At 44.3% G+C, this 19,095-nt stretch carries 14 protein-coding genes; 6 read left to right on the top strand and 8 right to left on the bottom strand.

Going from position 1 to position 19,095, the window contains the following annotated elements:
- Positions 1-26 precede the first annotated feature (26 nt).
- From AC23N5_RS09930 to AC23N5_RS09895, 8 genes are all read right to left on the bottom strand, one after another.
- Positions 27-905, bottom strand: a complete 879-nt coding sequence (locus AC23N5_RS09930) for an ROK family protein (RefSeq protein WP_487755446.1) — start codon at positions 903-905, stop codon at positions 27-29.
- Positions 906-1,005: 100 nt separating this feature from the next.
- Positions 1,006-2,925 (bottom strand): glycoside hydrolase family 97 protein, encoded by a 1,920-nt coding sequence (locus tag AC23N5_RS09925; protein WP_487755445.1) that lies wholly within the window; start codon positions 2,923-2,925, stop codon positions 1,006-1,008.
- Positions 2,926-2,984: 59 nt separating this feature from the next.
- Positions 2,985-4,007, bottom strand: coding sequence for a LacI family DNA-binding transcriptional regulator (locus tag AC23N5_RS09920; RefSeq protein WP_487755444.1), 1,023 nt, complete (start codon positions 4,005-4,007; stop codon positions 2,985-2,987).
- Positions 4,004-5,176 carry a glycoside hydrolase family 88 protein gene (locus tag AC23N5_RS09915; protein WP_487755443.1) on the bottom strand — a complete coding sequence of 391 codons (1,173 nt, stop codon included), beginning with the start codon at positions 5,174-5,176 and terminating at the stop codon, positions 4,004-4,006. Before AC23N5_RS09915 ends, AC23N5_RS09920 begins: the two co-directional genes overlap by 4 nt.
- A 74-nt stretch (positions 5,177-5,250) precedes the next feature.
- On the bottom strand, positions 5,251-6,981 hold the full coding sequence (locus AC23N5_RS09910; RefSeq protein ID WP_487755442.1) for a RagB/SusD family nutrient uptake outer membrane protein: 1,731 nt from the start codon (positions 6,979-6,981) through the stop codon (positions 5,251-5,253).
- A 135-nt stretch (positions 6,982-7,116) separates the two neighbouring features.
- On the bottom strand, positions 7,117-10,695 hold the full coding sequence (locus tag AC23N5_RS09905) for a TonB-dependent receptor (protein WP_487755441.1): 3,579 nt from the start codon (positions 10,693-10,695) through the stop codon (positions 7,117-7,119).
- A 209-nt stretch (positions 10,696-10,904) separates the two neighbouring features.
- A complete protein-coding gene (locus AC23N5_RS09900; protein ID WP_487755440.1) occupies positions 10,905-12,011 on the bottom strand; it encodes a FecR family protein in 1,107 nt (368 codons plus the stop codon).
- A 200-nt stretch (positions 12,012-12,211) separates the two neighbouring features.
- Complete coding sequence (locus tag AC23N5_RS09895; protein ID WP_487755439.1) at positions 12,212-12,820, bottom strand: RNA polymerase sigma factor; 609 nt, start codon at positions 12,818-12,820, stop codon at positions 12,212-12,214.
- 150 nt (positions 12,821-12,970) lie between these two features.
- Between AC23N5_RS09895 and AC23N5_RS09890 the strand changes: the two genes are divergently transcribed.
- The 6 genes from AC23N5_RS09890 to AC23N5_RS09865 all read left to right on the top strand — a co-directional run bounded on the left by AC23N5_RS09890 (position 12,971) and on the right by AC23N5_RS09865 (position 18,837).
- A complete protein-coding gene (locus tag AC23N5_RS09890; protein ID WP_487755438.1) occupies positions 12,971-13,705 on the top strand; it encodes a hypothetical protein in 735 nt (244 codons plus the stop codon).
- Positions 13,706-13,771: 66 nt separating this feature from the next.
- The gene (locus AC23N5_RS09885) at positions 13,772-14,278 is read left to right on the top strand and encodes a DUF2911 domain-containing protein (RefSeq protein WP_487755437.1); all 507 of its coding nucleotides are present in this window, start codon (positions 13,772-13,774) and stop codon (positions 14,276-14,278) included.
- Between the two features lie 94 nt (positions 14,279-14,372).
- Complete coding sequence (locus AC23N5_RS09880) at positions 14,373-15,332, top strand: alpha/beta hydrolase (protein ID WP_487755436.1); 960 nt, start codon at positions 14,373-14,375, stop codon at positions 15,330-15,332.
- A 107-nt stretch (positions 15,333-15,439) separates the two neighbouring features.
- Positions 15,440-16,375, top strand: coding sequence for a sugar phosphate isomerase/epimerase family protein (locus AC23N5_RS09875; RefSeq protein ID WP_487755435.1), 936 nt, complete (start codon positions 15,440-15,442; stop codon positions 16,373-16,375).
- Positions 16,376-16,452: 77 nt separating this feature from the next.
- A complete protein-coding gene (locus AC23N5_RS09870; protein ID WP_487755434.1) occupies positions 16,453-18,510 on the top strand; it encodes a BatA domain-containing protein in 2,058 nt (685 codons plus the stop codon).
- Positions 18,511-18,651: 141 nt separating this feature from the next.
- Positions 18,652-18,837 (top strand): hypothetical protein, encoded by a 186-nt coding sequence (locus AC23N5_RS09865; protein ID WP_487755433.1) that lies wholly within the window; start codon positions 18,652-18,654, stop codon positions 18,835-18,837.
- The last annotated feature ends 258 nt before the right edge of the window (positions 18,838-19,095 follow it).

Below are 19,095 nucleotides of genomic sequence, written 5' to 3'. Positions count from 1 at the left end.
GCCGAACATTGCCAGCTTTAAGGAATCTAAACGTGTTGGAAATAATTCTTTGGTAAAACCCAATGGCTGACTGCCCCCATTAAAGCAGCGTATTCGTTTAGTGCCGATTGACGTAGCATTACTTGGGCCATGAGACGCGCATTAATAACAGGGAAAAATAATGCAGAGGACTGGGCGATATTTCCCCCAAAAACAATGACGTCGGGTTGATAAAGCGCTACAAATTCTTCCATAACCACACTTAGATTCTGCGCAAACTCATCAAAAGTTTGCCGTGCGGCGGGATTAGTCTCGTAGGTATCGACCAACTCTTTCACTCCTGCAATGGGATGCTGCGTGAGCTGAGAGTAACGTTTTATAAACCACCGAGTTGAAATGTAGTCTTCGGCTACGCCTTCGTGCAGTGGGTGGTTGATGCCAAGTGCTAAATCGTAGGCTTTCCCTTTCTCAAATAACGACGTACCTAAGCCCGTTCCGAGCGTAATGCCCAGTCCTTTAGTAAATCCTTTTCCCGCCCCAAACGTCATTTCGCCCGCCAAAAACGCTTCTGCATCATTTCTGAAACAGATTTGAGCAGGCGAAATGTGGAGGCGTGCTGCTAATGCTTGACGAATGTCAAGGCCGTAGAGTTGGTCGTATTTGTTGACGTTTTTCATCCAACAGATACCGTTTTCGTAATCAAACGGTCCTGGCATGGCAATACCAATTTGGCAGTTGGCAAGGTTATCGGATTGAATAGTTTGCCGAACCGTCGTTGCCCATGTCGTCAATATTTCGTCAGCGGAAGCATGCGAATCAACGGGCATACGTCGTAGAGATGCCTCATTGATTGTTCCTGAGACAAGATTAACGACGGCCGCTGTAATGTGAGACCCACCAATATCTACGCCTATGTACGTTTTCATTTGAATTTGATTTGAAGACACAGAGTTACTCAGAGTTCGACACGGAGTTTCACTAAGCAGTGCTACTCTGTGAAAAACTTTGTGTTACTCCGTGGCTATTTTACATTTCTTTCAACCAAATGGCCTGCCCTCCCGAGGCTTTAAGATTCACTTTCAACACACTTTTAGCATCTATTTCCTGTGTTTGAATGCCAATTTTGGTTTTGGTCGGAGCGCTGTCATCGTCGGAGTAAATACGAGCTTGGTATTTTTTTCCTTTGGGAAGAAAATCAAATTTTATCTCCAAACTACGGGCGTCATTGTTGGTCATCGTGCCAATAAACCAGTCGTTGCCACTTCGGCGAGCAGTGGTAATGTATTGACCAATTTCGCCTTGCAGTACGCGGGTTTTATCCCAAGACGTAGGGATTTGCTTCCAAAACTCTAGCTCAGGTTCGCCTTCGTATAAGGCAGGTTTATCGTACCAATACAACGTTTGCAACGGGCTGTAATAAACGGCTGCCATGGCTAATTGATGCGCATGGGTGGTTTTGATGCGCTTGTCAAAGTAGCAAATGGTGTAATCGGCCGCTCCACCGATATAGCGCGTAAATGGCAGCGTGACGTTGTGGGTAGCATCGGGCATCTCTTCATTTCCGCGAATGCCTTCGGCAGTCATTAGATTGGGAAACGTCCGCATCTCACCCGTTGGTCGCCAATCGTCGTGGACATTGACCATGAGTTGATTTTCGGCACATTTTTTAATCATTTCTTCCACCCATACCGTCCAACGATGGCTTCCCACTTGGACAAAACCAAATTTTACGCCTTTGATGCCCCACTTCTGAAACAGCGGAAAAATTTCGTCTGACTGTTTGACCAGCGCTTGTTTGTTCACATACAACCATATCCCAACCCCTCGTTCTTTTCCGTACTGCACCACGGCAGGCATGTCAATCGGGGCTTTTACTTGGGTGGCATCCGAATCCCACGTCAGGGCGGGGCCGTACCATTTCCAATCAAACAAAATGTATTGAAGCCCGCGTTTTTGAGCAAAATCAATGGCTGTTTTGGCTCCTTCAGTGGTCAGGGTCATTTCTCGAATAATTTTACCAGGTTTTACCCAAGACCAATCTCCCCAGCCTTTACTTTTATCATTAGAAGCGGGGGGATTAAGATTCAGTAAAATGTCGTTGTTTTCAATCAATTTTCCTGGCGTTTCGGCCACCATTATCACTCGCCATGGCGTGCCAAAATAGGTAATGGCATCGACCTTATCGTCTAGGGAAACTAAAATAGAATTGGGTTTGGAAGGGTGCAATTTGAATTTCCCGCGTGAGTAGTCGGTCATGGCAGCCTCGGCCAGACTAACATACAGACCCTCGGAGAGTTTTAGGGTCAAAGGGCGTTCACAATCATCCACCCAATCTTTCAACGGAAGTGAGCTGTATTTTCCTTGTGCCCATTGAGTATAGTAGGCGATACTGCCAGAAGGAAGCGCAAACTCCGTATTCTCGGCTTTAATTTGGTAATAGCTCCCTTTGGGATTTTCAGGAAAAAAATACCGCAGCGCAATTCCTTCATTGTAGGCCCTTATTTGAATTTGCATTTTGTAATCGGCATTACTGGCCTTTTGAAATGACAGGGTCGCCGCTTCAAAATGATCCTTAACGACAGAACGCTCACCATAAAGGGGTTTCCAAGTGGTATCTTGTTTGGAGGTTTCAGTTTTGATAAACGTAAGGTCTTCGCACCAATTTTGGGTTTTGTCCACCTTCAAGGCCATCGCCAATTCAGAAAGGTGGTTGTCGAGCTGGATGTCCAACGCCGATTCGGAAATAACCGAACGGTTTTTGTACGTCACAGTGTAAAAAATACTTCGCCGTCCGTCGCTTGCTTGTTTTTGATATACGTGGCAGCTTAGATTTTTATCGGGCGAATGAATGGTGGTTCGGGTGTTTTCTAACACTCCCGTTTGACCCCACGCCATCTGGTGGAGCAGAAGGGTTAAGAAAAGAAAGAGAGTTGATTTTTGAGCCATGTTTTTAATTTTTTTTTGGTTTACCCCTTCCAAGGTTTCAAACCTTGGAAGGGGTGCCATTAAAGTTGTTTTTGAGAGGATAATCGCTTGATGAGTGTTGCGGGCAAGACGTGTTTTTGGGGTAAATAATCCTCCGCTCGACGATTCATGTGGTCCAGTAGTGTCAAAATGAGCTGTTGGGCCATTTCATGAACAGGTTGGGCAATGGCCGAAATAGTGGGTTGGTGAATGCGGAACAAATCGTTATCATCAAACACGACAATGCCAAACTCGCTACCGATGCTTGTTTTTAAACGACTTAATACTTCAATGCCACTGATAGCCAAATAATTGGTAGCAAAAAACAACGCATCGAGCTGAGGATGTTTTCGTAAAAACTGCTCAATTTCATTGGTAATATCCGTCGTTTTGGCCGTCAGATAATCAAACTTAATCATGAGGGTATCTCTACGGTGTTCAAAAACAGCGCGTTGATAGCCAAGCAATCGGTCAATCATTTGGGCTTGGGCCGAGTCCAAGGTCACTAAGCCAATATGACGGTAACCTTGGGCAAAAAGATAATCAACGGCTTTGTAGGCGCTTTCAAAATTATTCATCCCGACGTAGCTGGCCTCTACGTCTTTGCACTGACGGTCAAAAAGAACAACGGGTAAGTTGCTTTGCATCAAGTCACGGATGTCGTCTTCGATGCTTTCAGTGGGCGTGATAATATAGCCGTCAACGTTTCGTTCCCGAAAAGTCGTTATCAATTCTTTGGCTTTTTGAGGACTATTTTTGGTACTGCTGTAAATGATTTTATAGCCGTTTTCGTAGGCGATGTTTTCAATGCTTCCCGCAATACTCGAAAAAAACGTATCAGCAATGTCCTCTACCATCAGACCGATGACATTGGTTTTCCCCGTGCGTAAACTTTTGGCCAAGTGATTCGGCTTAAAGTTTGTTTTCTCCACAAAAGCCAGCACTTTCTGGGTCAATTCGTCACTGATTCGCTTCTCTTTGGACTTGCCGTTGAGAATGTACGAAACGGTGGCGGTAGAGATTTGCAGGGTTTCGGCAATGGCTTTGATAGAGAGCTTTTTCATTTTGTCTTTTTCCTCAACTTCATCAATGCTTCCACATAGTAATAATCAGCATAATTGATAGAGGCATCTACCTCAGTGCCGTTGGGATGATGCCCTGTTGAATGCAGGAGAATCGCGCTGTTTTTGTCGCCACTTTGGTAACGTGGACTTGAAAGCTCTTCCAACATGGCTTTGGCTTTGTCGAAATACAGCTTTTTCTTCGCAGGGTCTTTGATGTAGTTAGACAAGTCAATCAAAGCGGAAGCGGTTACTGCCGCTGCGGAAGCATCCCGTGGAGCATTCGGAATTTTAGGGTCATTAAAATCCCAATAAGGTATCAAATCGGCGGGTAAGTTTTTCAAATAGACGTCGGCTACTTTTTGCGCAAAATCCAGAAATTCAGGCTTTTTTGTTTCTTTGAAACACATCGTAAAACCGTAAATTGCCCACGATTGGCCACGCGCCCACATACTGTTGTCGGCATAGCCTTGGTGGGTGACGGCTTTAGTACGTTTGCCTGTAAGTGTGTCATAAACCACTACGTGGTAGGATGTAAAATCGGGACGAAAGTGGTTATACATGGTGGTTTCGGCGTGTTTGACGGCGATGTCGTACAACTTTTTACTTCCCCCATTTTTGGACGCCCAAAAGAGCAATTCCAAATTAATCATGTTGTCAATGATGGTATTGTGCCCGCCAAACTTTTTTACTTCGCGCGGCCACGACAAAATCGTCCCTGCTTTGGGGTTATACAAGGTCGCCAATACATCGGCCGTTTTTAAAATCACTTTTTTGTATTCTGGATTTTTCGTGATTCGGTAGCCATTTCCGAAGCTGCAAAAAATTTGAAAGCCCAAATCGTGGTCAAAGGCAGGTTCGTTGGAAAGGGGTGTCAATAAATGTGAAAAATGGTCAGCTTCGGTTTTGAGTTTTGGGTCATGGTTATATTCGTACAAATACCACAACGTCCCTGGCCAAAAACCGCTTGTCCAATCGCGAAAATTTACAAACCGCCACTTGGTCGAGTCATGATTGATATTTCGGGGAATATCTTTGGTCTTGTCAGGAATGAGTGCGAGGGTTTTTTCAACTTGCTTTACCGAGTAGTCCAGACTATTGTTAACAAACGGTTGGGCGTTTGATGTGAGGCAGAGCAGGTTAAAAATCAGGATATAAAAAGTATTTTTCATAAGATTGGATGCGCTGGAAAGGTAGTGGCAACAGTTGCTGCCACTACGATTGATTCACTTTAACCTATCTAATTTTACCAGCCTGGGTTCTGAACCAGATTGGGATTCAGTTGAATTTGTTGCGAAGGAATTGGCAATAGGTAATGTTTTTCGCTCCATTGGCGATTGCCCTCCAAACGATAATTGCCATTCACTACCTGATTTTTGATGCCAGGCCAACGGGTTTCGTAAGCAGTTCCCGTCCACACAATGCCTTCAATGGGCTTGGGCATTTCGACTTCGGCCGTTTTCCAGCGAATCAAATCATCGCGGCGGAATCCTTCTAAAAACAACTCCAACGTACGCTCTCGACGGATTTCGGTACGCATCTCTAATCCATTGGTTTGTACCAAGTTATTGCTCAACTTGGGCATTTTTTTGTTGATACGATTCCGAACCAAATTCAACGATTTGTCCAAATCCGCGTCGCTAATCGTTCCATTTTTCTCGAAAACTGCCTCGGCATAGTTCAAAAGTACTTCGGCATAGCGAATAACGGGATAATCGTAGCCTTCCTCGGCATCTTGCAGACGGCGTTCGGTAGCAAATTTTTGGGGCGCGTAGCCACTTCCACCCGCTGGGCTGTATCTACCACCCGAACTAGCGATGTCGGCCGCATCGCCTTTCCAGGTAGTTCGTGCGCCTGGGTTTTCGTTGTTCCAATAATACTTTCCGTCTTGTCCCCAGGTATAAATCATGCGATTGTCACGATTGTCGTACTCTGAAAGCGTTGTTTTGTAGCCGTTGAAAAGTGTTGATTTTTCAATCGGTAGGCCGTCTTGACAGAGGTACATATCCATTAATTTTTTAGCACCCCAATGGATATTTCCCTGCAATTGGTGGGTAATGTTTATCCGAATTTGACGAGAAGCAAAGTCGTAACGATTCGCTAAAATGTACTCTTTGTTGGCCGATTTGATAATGTTGGCGGGGTTCGACTGCTGATTTTCCAAGATAAAAAGGTATTTCTGGGAAGAGTCACCCAAAGCGGCTGGGGCAAAAAGTTCATACTGTTTACTCGAAATGACCGCATCGGCGTTTGTGGCTGCTTTGTCCAACAATACATTGGCGCGGGCAGTGTTGTTTCTGAATTTTTGCCAAGTGCCCTCGTACAATGCCACTCGACTCAAAAATGCTTGGGCACTGCCTTTGCTTATCCGTCCTTTGTCGGAAGCGGCAATGGCGCTTTCGAGGGGTAATACCGCAATGGCACTTTCGAGGTCGGCAATAATAAAGTCTATCACTTCGTCGCGGGTGTTGCGGGCTGCTTGCAATTCGGGAGATTCGGTTGAGAGAAGGGTTTTAACAATTGGAACACCTCCAAATAACTGCAACAAATCGAAGTACAAATAAGCCCTGAAAAACTTGGCTTCGCCTACATATTTTTCAATTTCGGAAGGAGAAGAAAAACCTTCTGATTTGGTGAGTAAGTAGTTTATAGCCCTGATGCGGGAGTAAGCACCGCTCCAACTGCCGTCGGTATTGGGGACAGTATTGGTGCCATTGCTAAAAGTATTGGCTCCGTCGCGCGTAAAAATAATGTCGCTGCGTCGGTCTGAGTGGGGGTTATTGTCCAAAATATCCCCGAAGCTCCGTAAATAGGTGTAAAATTCATTGGCTGCCAATTTGAACTGGTCGGCATTTTTCCAATAACTCGCATCCGAAATCTCGTTCAGAGGTTTCATGTCCACGAGTTTGTTACAGCCAACACTCAGAAACAATGTTCCTGTGAAGGCCAAAATGGTATATATTTTTTGTGCTTTCATTTTTATTTGAATGTTTGAATCATGGAAATCCCGAGCGGTTAATCGTTAACCGTTTTGATTATCAGTTGATTAGTGTTAATCTCAATTAACAAAGCAAAAGTTTGAGCGAATAACAGTTAACTGTTGCTTTAGCACTTAAAACGTCAAATTCAATCCGAGCGTCATGTACCGATAAAAAGGAAAACGCTGGCTAAAGGTGCTTACGTTGTTGTTTTCTGAGTCGCCCGAGTTAGAAACCGAACGCGTTGATTCGGGATCCCATCCGTCACGTATTTTTGACTTTTCCCACAAGTCGCTTCCCGAGAAATAGACCCGAAGCCGTTGGATTTTGGCTTTTTGGGTCAAATTAGTGGGTAAGGTATAGCCTACCACCAAGTTTTTAAGACGGATATACGCGCCATTTTCGGCAATCCAGTCAGATTGGTAGTAGTTGTAGTTGTTGATAGTTCCCGTCGTGGAGAGTCGAGGATAGAAAGCTTCGGTGTTGGTGGGAGACCAAGTTTTACCCAAAAATGCTTCGTTTTGAGCTTGGAAAATCACTGCCGCAGGAATCCGCCAGTTGCCGTCGCGGATGATGGTACGTTTAGCCACTCCCTGAAAAATGGCGTTAAAGTCAAACCCTTTCCATTCTAAACCTCCGTTGAAAGAATATACAAAGCGTGGGTCATCGCGCCCAAGAGCTACTGCATCTTCGGGCCAAGTAATTTTGCCATCGCCGTTTACGTCCTTAAACATATTATCGCCCAGACTCAAGCGTGAGTTGGCTTGGGCAGTTGCTACGCCAGCGGGGATTCCGATGTTGTTGCCCGCAATAAATTTACGGTAGGCTTCCAGTTGCTCATTGGTTTGAATCCGTCCGTCATAAACCAGCCCAAAATAGGTGTTGAGCGGATAACCTTCCACGGCACCGTTAAGGCCACGATTGGTAGAATTAATAATTTTTTGTCCGCCGTAGTTAGTCAATAAGTTGGTATTGTCGGAGATATTTCCTGCGATGTGGTAACTCAATTGCCCGATTTTATCCCGCCAGCCAAGCGAAAACTCCCAACCTTTGGTTTCGAGTTGGCCATTATTCCCATCAGGAGCTGCGGCCCCCAACACGTTGGGGTACGTACGGGCGATGAGCATATTATCATTTTTCTTCTTGAAATATTCAACGGTCCCATACAGGCGATTTTGCAAAAAGGCAAAGTCAAGTCCGATATTCTGGTTGATTATTTCCTCCCAAGTACGGTCGAGGGCAACCAACGTTCCACTTGGCGATACCCTTACTGCTGGACTGGTTCCAAGAATCGGGAAACCTGCGGCGGTTGCTCCTGTAGAGTAATTGATATTCATGAATTGGATATAGTCGTACAAACCGATTCCGTTCTGGTTTCCAACCCGCCCGTATGATGCTCGAAGCTTCAGGTCATTAACGAACGACAATTGTTTCATGAAACTTTCTTCGGTAATGCGCCATCCCAGCGATACGCCCCAGAAGCCTTTCCATCGGTTAGAAGCATCAAATTTTGACGAGCCATCGTAACGGGCATTGGCTTCGAGCAAATATTTATCTTTGAAAGAATAATTGAGACGGCTGAAATATCCGCCGATGGCGTAGTGATTTTGGGCTTCGGCGACTGTTTTGGTCGTGGGGTCACCCGTACTCAATGACAACGAGTTAGGAACATCAGGAATCGCATCTAAGGTTTTGGCAATGAATCGGTTGTATTCTTGACGCTCGTACTGAACTCCCGCCGTCAGTTTAAACTGGTGGATTTCCCGTAAACTTTTGGTGTACTCGGCAAACGCATTGGCACTGTAAAACGCCTCTTGCTTGTTGCCTCGCTGATACGAACTACGCGTTGGTAAGTAAGCAATCAAATTCGCACCCGTATAATCATAAAAAGGAATGTTGTTCTCGAAAGTTCGATAATCGGTATTCAGCAAATAATACCCCGCCGTTCCGACCAACTTGAGGTTGGGAAGTAGGTTGTACTTAAGGGATAAGTTGGTATTCACACGGGTGTTTGTTTCTTTATTGTCGCCACCAAATGCCGCGATTGACACTTGAGAAGCATTGGCTATGCCCGACCCCCACACGTAGGCTTGTCCTTTTTGGTTGAAAAACGGAAGCCCTTGCTGAATACCGTTGTTCATAATATCGCCCAAACGCGTCGGCTGAATAATTTGCTGACGTTCGAGAGAGATATTGGTCGCCAACTTGAGTTTTTCGGAGAAACTATAGTCGTGGGTCAGACGAAGGTTGTAACGTTTGTTGGAATTGTTTCCCCACTGCAACAAGCTACCGTCGTTGAGGTACCCAAGTGAAACCCGATACCCTGACTTCTCGCTGCGGGAAGAAACACTCAATTGGTGCTCTTGAGATTGGGCTGTTCCCCACAATACATCTTGCATGGTTTGGTCAAAGAAAGGGAAGTCTTTCACATCCCCAAAAAGCCCCGCACCTGGCACACTCAAGGCTTGGTATTCGGCGGGCGTAAGCCATTGTTTTCCTTGGCCAAGGGCTTTTTCCATGACAGTGGTCAAATTGTACCAAATATCGGTTGGGGCAAATCCATCGTTGCCTCGGGCCTCCCGAATGAGCGGCCACCAATCATTGACGCGAACTAAATTGGGTTGTAATCCTATTTTTTTCTGAGAAAAAGCGGCGCTGTACTCAACGGTTGGTTTGCCATTTTTTGCTCTTTTGGTCGTGATTAGAACCACCCCGCCTGCTGCACGTGAGCCATAAATAGCCGCCGCTGCATCTTTTAGAAATGAAATATTGTCTATGTCATTAGGATTGAGTGAATTAAGGGCGTTGGTGCTTGGAACAGGCACGCCATCAATGATCACCAAAGGCTCACTATTGTTGACAGAAGACGCACCGCGCATCTGGAAATTCCACTGTTCGCGGCCTGGTTGGGCTGAGTTCCGGGTGACTACTACCCCAGGAACCTGACCTTGCAATGCTTGTAGCGGGTTGGCAACGGGGCCACGGTTTTTAAACACTTGGTCGTTGACACTCACTACGGAGCCTGTGAGGGTTTCTTTACGCTGTTCGCCATAGCCTACCACCACTACTTCTTGCAAGCTTTTGGGGTCGGGACGGAGCTGAATAGTGATAATTTTGCGGTTCCCAAGGGCCAATTCTTGTTTTTCATACCCTAAAAATGAAAATATGAGCACCACTGATTCGTCTGGGACGGACAAAATAAAACGACCGTTGGGGTCGGTGGTTGTGCCGCGCGTGGTGTTTTTTATCGTCACGTTGACCCCAGGCATCGGCTCATTTTTTTCATCTTTTACCGTTCCGCTGACAGAAATATCCACGACTTGAGGCGCTGCAACCGCTGTTTCAGAAGGGGTGATGTGCCGAAGTAAAATTTGTGAACCCTTTACTTCATACGCAATGTCGAGGGGTTTAAATAGCTCTTCAAGCACGTAGGAAAGTGATTGATTTTGAGCGTTTAAGCTGACTTTACGTTCAGCCCGAATGTGCTGTGGGCTATACACAAACCGTACCGAGGCCACCTTGCCAATCGTACGGATGGCAGATTCAACGTTCTGATTTTCAATCGAAACCGATAAACGTCGGTTGAGCAGCTCTTGGGCGTTGCCATTGGTGGCCAATACCCAAGTACAGGTCCAGACCGATAATAAAAATTGATAGAAAGAAAGACGCATGATTTTTAGGCAAACCGTTAGCGTTTTAGAACCATTTTTCATACATTTGAAACGTTTTCAATGTTAATTTTTGAGACAAAAAGTCCCTTTGTCCGACGTCCTGTCGGAGAGCAGCAAGCCTGAGAAACTTTGCGGGGACTGACCTGAAATCGGGAACGTTGGCGCGTTTCCGATTTCGTTTTTTAAGGGAGGAGTTAGTAGGTTTTTATGTCATGTAAAAAATTGGGGTTTATTGTCTGGGTTTTGAATCATCAATTTGTACTACACCCTTTGCCTTGAATCACGATTTGAGCGTCCACCACTTGGTACGTTGCCCCAATCGCTTTACAGATTAAATCCAGTTGTTCATAAAAACTTTCATCGGCAAATTCGGCACTGATTTCACAAGCTTTCAGTATATTTTTGTCAAACACAATTGGGATACCGTATTTTTGGCTAAGTGCGTCCAAGGCTTGTTCGACGGGTGTATTTGAAAACGACAAACCCACCTTGGTCTGTTCGGCCATGGCAAGAACTGGTGTAGGAATGCTGACCAACGTTTTTTCCATGTTTTCTACCTTTCGGTCAAAAACGACCTGTTGGTTTGGGGTCAGAATCGTTCCAGTAAGCTCAGTAGTAGGTGTTTTACTCGCTTCTTCTTTGACAGAATAAACTGCTACTTTTCCCGTTTTTACGATCACTTCTACTTTATCGGCTTTGTCGAAGGCGCGAATCAAAAAGCTGGTTCCCAGTACTTTGGTGACTAGTTCGTTGGCGTACACCAAAAAGGGCTTTTGTGGATTTTTGGTCACGTTAAAAAAGCCCTCGCCGCTCAAATACACCTCGCGAACCGTAGAAGCAAAGGTTTTGGGGTAACTTAATCGACTAAGCGGCGAGAGCCGAACTTGGCTGCCGTCGGGAAGAGAAACCAATTTTTCGACCTTATCGTCATTGATTACCTCAACGAGTTGAGTACCCAGTTGACTTTTGCGTACTTCATAAACAACCGTTGGGTTGATTTTTGATTGATAAACGGTATAAAATGCACCTAAAACTCCTAACACAACGACCGCAGCAGCGGCTTGTTTCCACCAGCTTATTCGATTAAGCAAAGGTTTAACAAAAACTTCCTCGCGGTTTCGTGCCTCAGAAAGACTAGAAATGGCTTGTTTTAGCTCATTCTCCGAAAGTAACTCGTGTGTTTGGTTCATTTTGAGAATAAACGCGCGGGCTTGGGTAACGCTTTCGTTTTTCGATGGATTTTCCAGTACCCATTTTTCCCAAAAGGAACTATCAGTTGGTAGGTTTTTAAGTACCCACCTCCTAAAAGAATCATCCAAGACAAATTCAGTAACGGTATATTCTTTGTAATCTTTCATAGATTTTATTTTCACATCTGAAGGTGTGTTGTAAGGAAATAGTACTTACCAAAGAAGGAATACCCTTTTTTGGAGAAAAATTTTCGATTTTTTTTGAAAAAAGAATTTAACACGCTATAAACGATTGATTTGTAGTGTGTTAAAGTTTATAGCTTTGGATTGTTAGGTCAAGTCTATCACCGAAGAGGTAGCTTAAACGTTTAGGCAAGTTTTTTGAAGAGTCGAAGCAAAAAGGGTAAAAACACAACCAGTGCGGGTAGTAAGTTTTTCATTTGGGAAAGCGCACGGTACAAAAAATTAGCAACGGTTTGTCGCTCTACATCCATAATTTGGGCAATTTCTTCGTTAGAAAGCCCTTCGTAAAATTTCAAAAAAATAACTTCTTGTTGACGTGGAGGCAGTTGTTCAATGGCCCGACGAAGAGCCTGCTCTTGTTCCGATAGCAGTTCAGCGTTGATTAAATCAATTTCAATGTTAGCGCTTTCAACCAAGGTATCTTCCTCAACACCTTGAGAATTTAGCCAAGGTTTGTCATGCTTGAGCTGACGAACAAAGTTGTTTCGAAGGGCTTTGATGAGGTAAATAGTCACATACGGTGTGTCAACGAGTCGTTCGCGTCGTTCCCAAAGTTCCAAAAACAAATCTTGGATGCAATCCTTGATGTAATCGCGGTCTTTGGTGAAACGGGTACCGTAATTAAACAACACCCGATAACGTAATTCAACGAGCTGGTCAAAAGCATATTCATCCCCTGTTTTAAAGCGGCTCCACAATTCGGCTAACAAAGGCTCATCGACGGGTACTGGCATATACAAAAAGGAAGTGGTAGCACAATATTACGAGGTCAGTTGAAATATAGCTAATTCCTTCCATTATTTTCTGGGTAAAAAAATAAAGACATTCTTTGAATGAATTGTGTTATTTTTAGGTTCATTAGCAAACAATTTAGCCATAAGACGATGAAAAAGATATTTATCAGCCTGCTTTTCATTGGGTATTGTTTACACGGTTTAGCCCAAGATAAAAATGCGTACAGCTACTTTTTGCCTGAGACCAAAATGACCGACCAAGATGCCCGCATCGAAGTGAACCAAAAAGGGGATACCGTTTTGGTGGCTTTCTATCGAGCATTAGAGGGAGTTAATAAGACCAATAATACCTTTACAAAAGTCTATAAAGGAACGCCTTTTTTTAAAAACGGGTGGTTCAAGGGGAAAACGGTTGAAAAAAATGGGCACGAGGCCGAGTATTTGATGGCTTATAACCAACAAAAAGGCGTGCTTCACGTCATGGCTAATCCACTTTTGGAGGCAGTTATGATGAAGCCTACCGAGTTTGTTCTTCAAAACCACCGTTTTGTACTACTCAAAAATCAATACTATGAACCTATTTATGAGGGGAAAACGATGATTTTGAAAGAACACCAATGTTTGCTACATTCCAAGAGTAGTGCCCAAACTACTGGTTACGAAGCATCGGGGAGTGAGAGTGAATATGAGGGAGAATTTATCAAAACGACGAAATATTACTGGTACGAAGATGGTAAACTTTCGGGCATTCCAACTGGTAAACGTTTTTTTAAACTGTTTGGAAATCAAGCAAAAAAAATGGAAATGTTTGCTAAAGAACGCCAACTTACGCCGACGACCGAAAAGGGTATGATTGAAATCGTTAAAAATTTCAACCCGCTTTGACAACTTTTTCAAAGAAGTTCCGTTTCTTAGTAGTTCAACCTAATCATTTATTCTTACAAACAACACATGAAAAATTTATTTTTAACTCTGTTCTGTACCCTTGTTGCATTCACATTTGCTTACAGCCAAAATCCTCCTGCTAGTCCACGTGTAACTGCCGAAAACGGTAACATTAAAATTTCTTATGGACAACCTTCAAAAAAAGGTCGCGTGATTTTTGGGGCTGAAGGAAGCCAAAGCTTAGAAAAATACGGTAAAGTATGGCGTACAGGCGCCAACGAAGCGACCGTAATTACGTTCAAGAAAGACGGAAAGCTAGGTGGTAAAGACGTGAAAGCAGGCGATTATGCGTTCTTTACAATTCCTGGTGAGAAAGAATGGGTAATTATTTTGAACAGTGAAGTAAAACAGTGGGGCGCTTACAACTATAAGCAAGACAAAGACGTACTTCGCGTGACTGTACCTGCTACAAGCTCAAAAGAGCCAGTTGAAAAACTTACCATCGAAGCCAAAGACAACGCAATTGTATTGGGATGGGACACTGCAGGTTTCTCGGTACCCGTGAAATTTTAATAACGCTATTTATACATTTAGAAGCCCAGCCATTTGGTTGGGCTTTTTTTTTGTAGTATTGCTAGAAATTGAAACTTCCTTAACCTCTCAACCGATGAAACGATTTCTGTATGCCGTACTTTTTTTAGTATTTGTTGTGTGCTTGGCGGGATTATCCTTGGCGTATTGGCCCAACAAATGGCGTATTGATAATAAAGGTATTACCCCAGAACAAGCCACTTCTTTACGCCAAAACTACGAAGGACCACATCATTTGATGAAAACTTCGGATGGCGAAACCCTCTTTCTACGGCGCTGGAATCCCGATTCGCTAACTCCTGCTAGAAAGAATATTGCCGTACTCATTTTTCACGGTTTTACGGCTTATAGCGGTCCTTATAGCATGGCGGCCATTCCATTTTCGAAGGGCGGTTATACCACATTTGGCCTTGATTACCGAGGCCACGGGCTATCGGGCGGAAACCGTGGCGATAGCCCAAACAAAGAGAGATGGATTGCCGACTTGGCAGAAGCAATCGTTTACCTCAAGAAATTGGGATTTGCAAAAGTCGTAGTAATGGGACATAGCTTAGGGGTGGCTGCAACGATTTGCGCGGCCAATGCTGTCCCCAATGAAGTGGCAGGGTTGGTACTTCTTTCGGGTGCATACGAGAGTCGGCCTGGGCTTAACAAGCCGATGAATCCGTTTGTAAAAGCCAAAATCATCGCAAGCGCGGTATTTCGCCCTTCGTTCCAGTCGGTGGAGTATTATCGTGAAGGGATGACTGTTACGCCTGATACCTTGTTTACTTTTCATTATACCCCAAGATTTGTGACAATGCTGGATGTAAAACAGCTTCGGCTTCCTGCGCAGTTGAATGTATCCGTTTTGGTGGGAGTAGGGGACAAAGATGAATTATTTGCCATTGATAAGGTCAAAGAGTTTTATAATCTCGTGCCAGGCAACAAGAAAGAATTTTACGTTATGAAAAATGCCACCCACGCCAAAATCCCCGTTGAAAGCTGGGAGGGAATTGCGAAATGGCTTGACAAAACGTATGTGTTACAGCCATGAATTGTGTTCTAAACCATTATTGAGTGCTGTTACATCAAAAGAAAGTTTTCAAGACAACAATAAATTTGGGTCGTTTTTGGCTTTTAAGCAGATAAACCCATGTTTTTATGCAAATTACCCGTCGTCAGACTTTGTCTTTACTCACCGCTACCACAGGAATGAGTATGTTGCCAGAAACTTCGCAAGCCGTTGAGCCTGCCAAATCAGCCTCTTTTGTGCCTTGCCTGAACATGAGCACCATTCGAGGACAAAAATTAGGATACGTCAAAGAACTAGAAACGGCTTCCAAAGCAGGGTTTCGTTCGGTTGAAATTTGGATGGACACCCTCCAAGAATTTATAAAAAACGGGAATACTCCCGCACAAGCTCGAAAAGTCGCGTCGGATTTTGGCATAAAGCTCGAAAATGCCATCGGTTTTGCGGCTTGGATTGTTGACGATGAAACCGCAAGAGCCAAAGGAGTGGACCAACTTAAACGTGAAATGGAACTGTTGGTAGAAGTGGGCTGTATGCGCGTAGCAACCCCGCCCGTTGGCGCCCAAGCCCCTCAAGCCCCCCGCATCGACCTTCAAAAAGCGGCCGAACGTTACCGTACCATCCTTGAAATAAGCGATCAGACCAAGGTAATTCCGCAACTGGAACTGTGGGGCTTTTCAAAAAACCTCAACAAACTCAGTGAAGTGATGTATGTGGCGGTGGAAAGTGGCCACCCGTCGGCGCGGTTGTTGTTGGATGTATATCATTTGTTCAAAGGCGGTTCGAGCTTGGATACCCTCAAGTTGGTGGGTAAACCTGGTGTTGAAATCTTCCATATCAATGATTATCCCGCAAATTTCCCGAAAGAAACCATCGTGGATGCAGACCGCGTGTACCCAGGTGATGGGATTGCGCCCATTGGCCAAATTTTGAAGACCATCAAAAACCCAGAGCGGCCCATCGTGCTTTCATTGGAAGTATTTAATAAGACCTATTATGCCCAAGATGCCCTTGAAGTTGCCAAAATGGGCTTGGCAAAAATTAATAAAGTAATCGCGGGGATTTGATTTTCGTACAGAATCTAAACGCTTTGCACGATATTTGCGTTTAGAGTTCTAACGACTACCGATAACACCAAACCTGAATGCAATTTCTTTTTCCGACCTTTTTGTGGAGTTTACTGGCAGTGGGGATTCCAATTGCCATTCACTTGTTCAATTTTCGCCGCACCCGCCGTATTTACTTTTCTAATGTCTCGTTGTTGAAAAACGTTGAGATGGAAACAAGTTCGTTTCGACGTTTGAAACAGTACTTGATATTGGCAACCCGGGTACTTGCCATTGCGGCCTTGGCGTTGGCATTTGCTCAGCCCTATCTTCCGAGTAGTAATAAATCTGGAACCAATGCCCAAAGTGTGACGAGTGTTTATTTGGACAATTCGTTCTCGATGCAAAACGAAGATAATAACCAACGTTTTTTTGACATTGCCACAGGAAAGCTCGATCAATTATTGACGCTGTTTAGAAATGCCACTCGTTTGCAGTTGATTACCAATGACTTTGATGCCCAAGAACAACAACTCACAACGACGGATCGTATCAAAGACCGCTTGACTACCCTCAAGCTTTCGCACACACCACGGTCACTGCCAAGTATTTACAAACGTCAGGTGAATTTGATGTCGAGGTACGCAGGGAGTGGAAAAAATCAATTTTTTTGGTTTTCTGACTTTCAAAAAAGCACCGTTGGCGACGTAGCAAGTCTTAAAGTTGATTCTACCAATCGGTTGTTTATTGTGCCTGTGCAAGCCGTTGCGAACCAAAATGTGTATGTCGATTCGGTGTGGTTGAATACGCCTTTTGTGAGGGAGTTTCAGAACAATATTTTGTACGTTCGGGTGAGTAATTCGGGCAATGATGACGTTCAGAACTTGGTTGTCAAATTGTTTTTGGACGATGTTCAAGTTTCGACTGCACCCGTCAACCTTGCCCCAAAAGGCTCGGCGACGGCTTCTTTCAATTTTAATGTTCGCGGGAAAGGTTTCAAGCGCGGCCGAATTGTGTTTGATGATTTGCCCATTACGTTTGACAACGAATACTTTTTTGTGTTAAACGCTTCACCCGTCATTCGCGTCTTGCATTTGTACGGACAAGCCAACCCCAACCGTTCGATAGAAAATGTTTTTGCCAACGACAGCCTGTTTGCCATGCGTAGCCTCAACGCCAATAATGCCGATATTGGCTTATTGAAGCAGACCGATTTGGTCGTTATAGAAAGTGTGGAGCGGGTAGAAGGAGCGATGCGCACCGAATTAGAAAATTTCGTCCGTAAAGGAGGAAGTATTTTGGTTGTTCCCCCATCGAACCCCGATATAGCTTCTTACGGAGGTTTTTTAAGTGCCCTTGGTGTAAATTCATTGAGTGAACGAACGTCCAACGAGCCCATTCCATTGACCAATCCTGAGCGGAAAAGTCCGTTTTTTAGTGATGTTTTTGAGCAATCCATTCGCCAAGAGAACCTTGAATTGCCAGTCTCAAAGCCCGTTTGGCAATGGCAAGCAGGTGGGGCTAAGTTGTTGAGTTTGCGGAGTGGAGACGTTTTTTTGAGTCAGTCGGCTGTTCAGCGGGGCAAGGTTTACGTCTTGGCAAATCCGCTTACGGAAGCATTTGGAAGCTTTGCACAAAATGCACTTTTTGTGCCTGTGATGTACAAAATCGCCGCGCAAAGTGTACGTGAACAGCGCGCGGCCTATTCGTTTGATGAAAACAACATCGCACTGACTGTTCCAGATTTACCACAAAACACGATTTTTAAACTCAAAAAAGGTAAAATAGAGTTGATTCCAGTTCAACGTTTGAATGGAAACCAATTGACCCTCGAATTACCGAAGAGCAATCAATTGACTACCGAACAAGACATGGAGTCGGGTTATTATGAGTTGCAAAAAGACGGACAAACCGTTCAATTGCTGGCCCTGAATCACGACAACCAAGAATCGCAATTAGATTATTATACACCCGATGAACTTCGGAAACTATTCGCTAATCAGCCCAACGTACAAGTGTTTGACCACGTGGCGGACGGTGATTTTGTGAAAGAGTTTCAAAAACAAAACATTGGTGTTAGCCTTTGGAACTATTTCTTGTGGGCGGCATTGGCGTTTTTGCTTTTAGAAATCTTAGTCATTCGCCTGATAAAATAAAGAGTTTCTTCTACCTCTGGTTTTCAGAAACCAGAGGCACACACAGGTGTTGCTGGTTTCTCAAAACCAGCGCAGACGCAGAATGTGCAAAGGCTTCTCAAACAGGTGCTGCTGGTTTCTCAAAACCAGTGTAAACGCAGAATGAGCAAAGAGTTTCTCGAACAGGTGCTGCTGGTTTCTCAAAACCAGCGCAGACGCAGAATGAGCAAAGAGTTTCTCGAACAGGTGCTGCTGGTTTCTCAAAACCAGCGCAGATGCAGAATGAGCAAAAGGTTTCTCAAAACCTTGTCCAAGAATGAAACGCCATTTTTTTTCACCCCAATTTGAGGAAAAGTTTTCCCGTTTTGTAAAATATACGTTTGGTTCAAATTTTTGATAAATTGCAACAAACGACTCTAAACTTTATAGACATGAATGACTTAATACGGGGATTATTAGCAGGCTACGGCGCAAAAAAATTAGGAGGAGGCTGTGTAAGCACAGTCGTTATATTTTTAGTCCTTTGGTATGTTTTAGGACAATGTAGCTAAAACGATCAACTACAAAAAAACGCCGTCAATTTTCACTGACGGCGTTTTTTATTGG

The sequence above is a fragment of the Runella sp. R5_40 genome (assembly GCF_057652295.1).
This window is presented reverse-complemented; position numbering and strand designations above follow the sequence as displayed.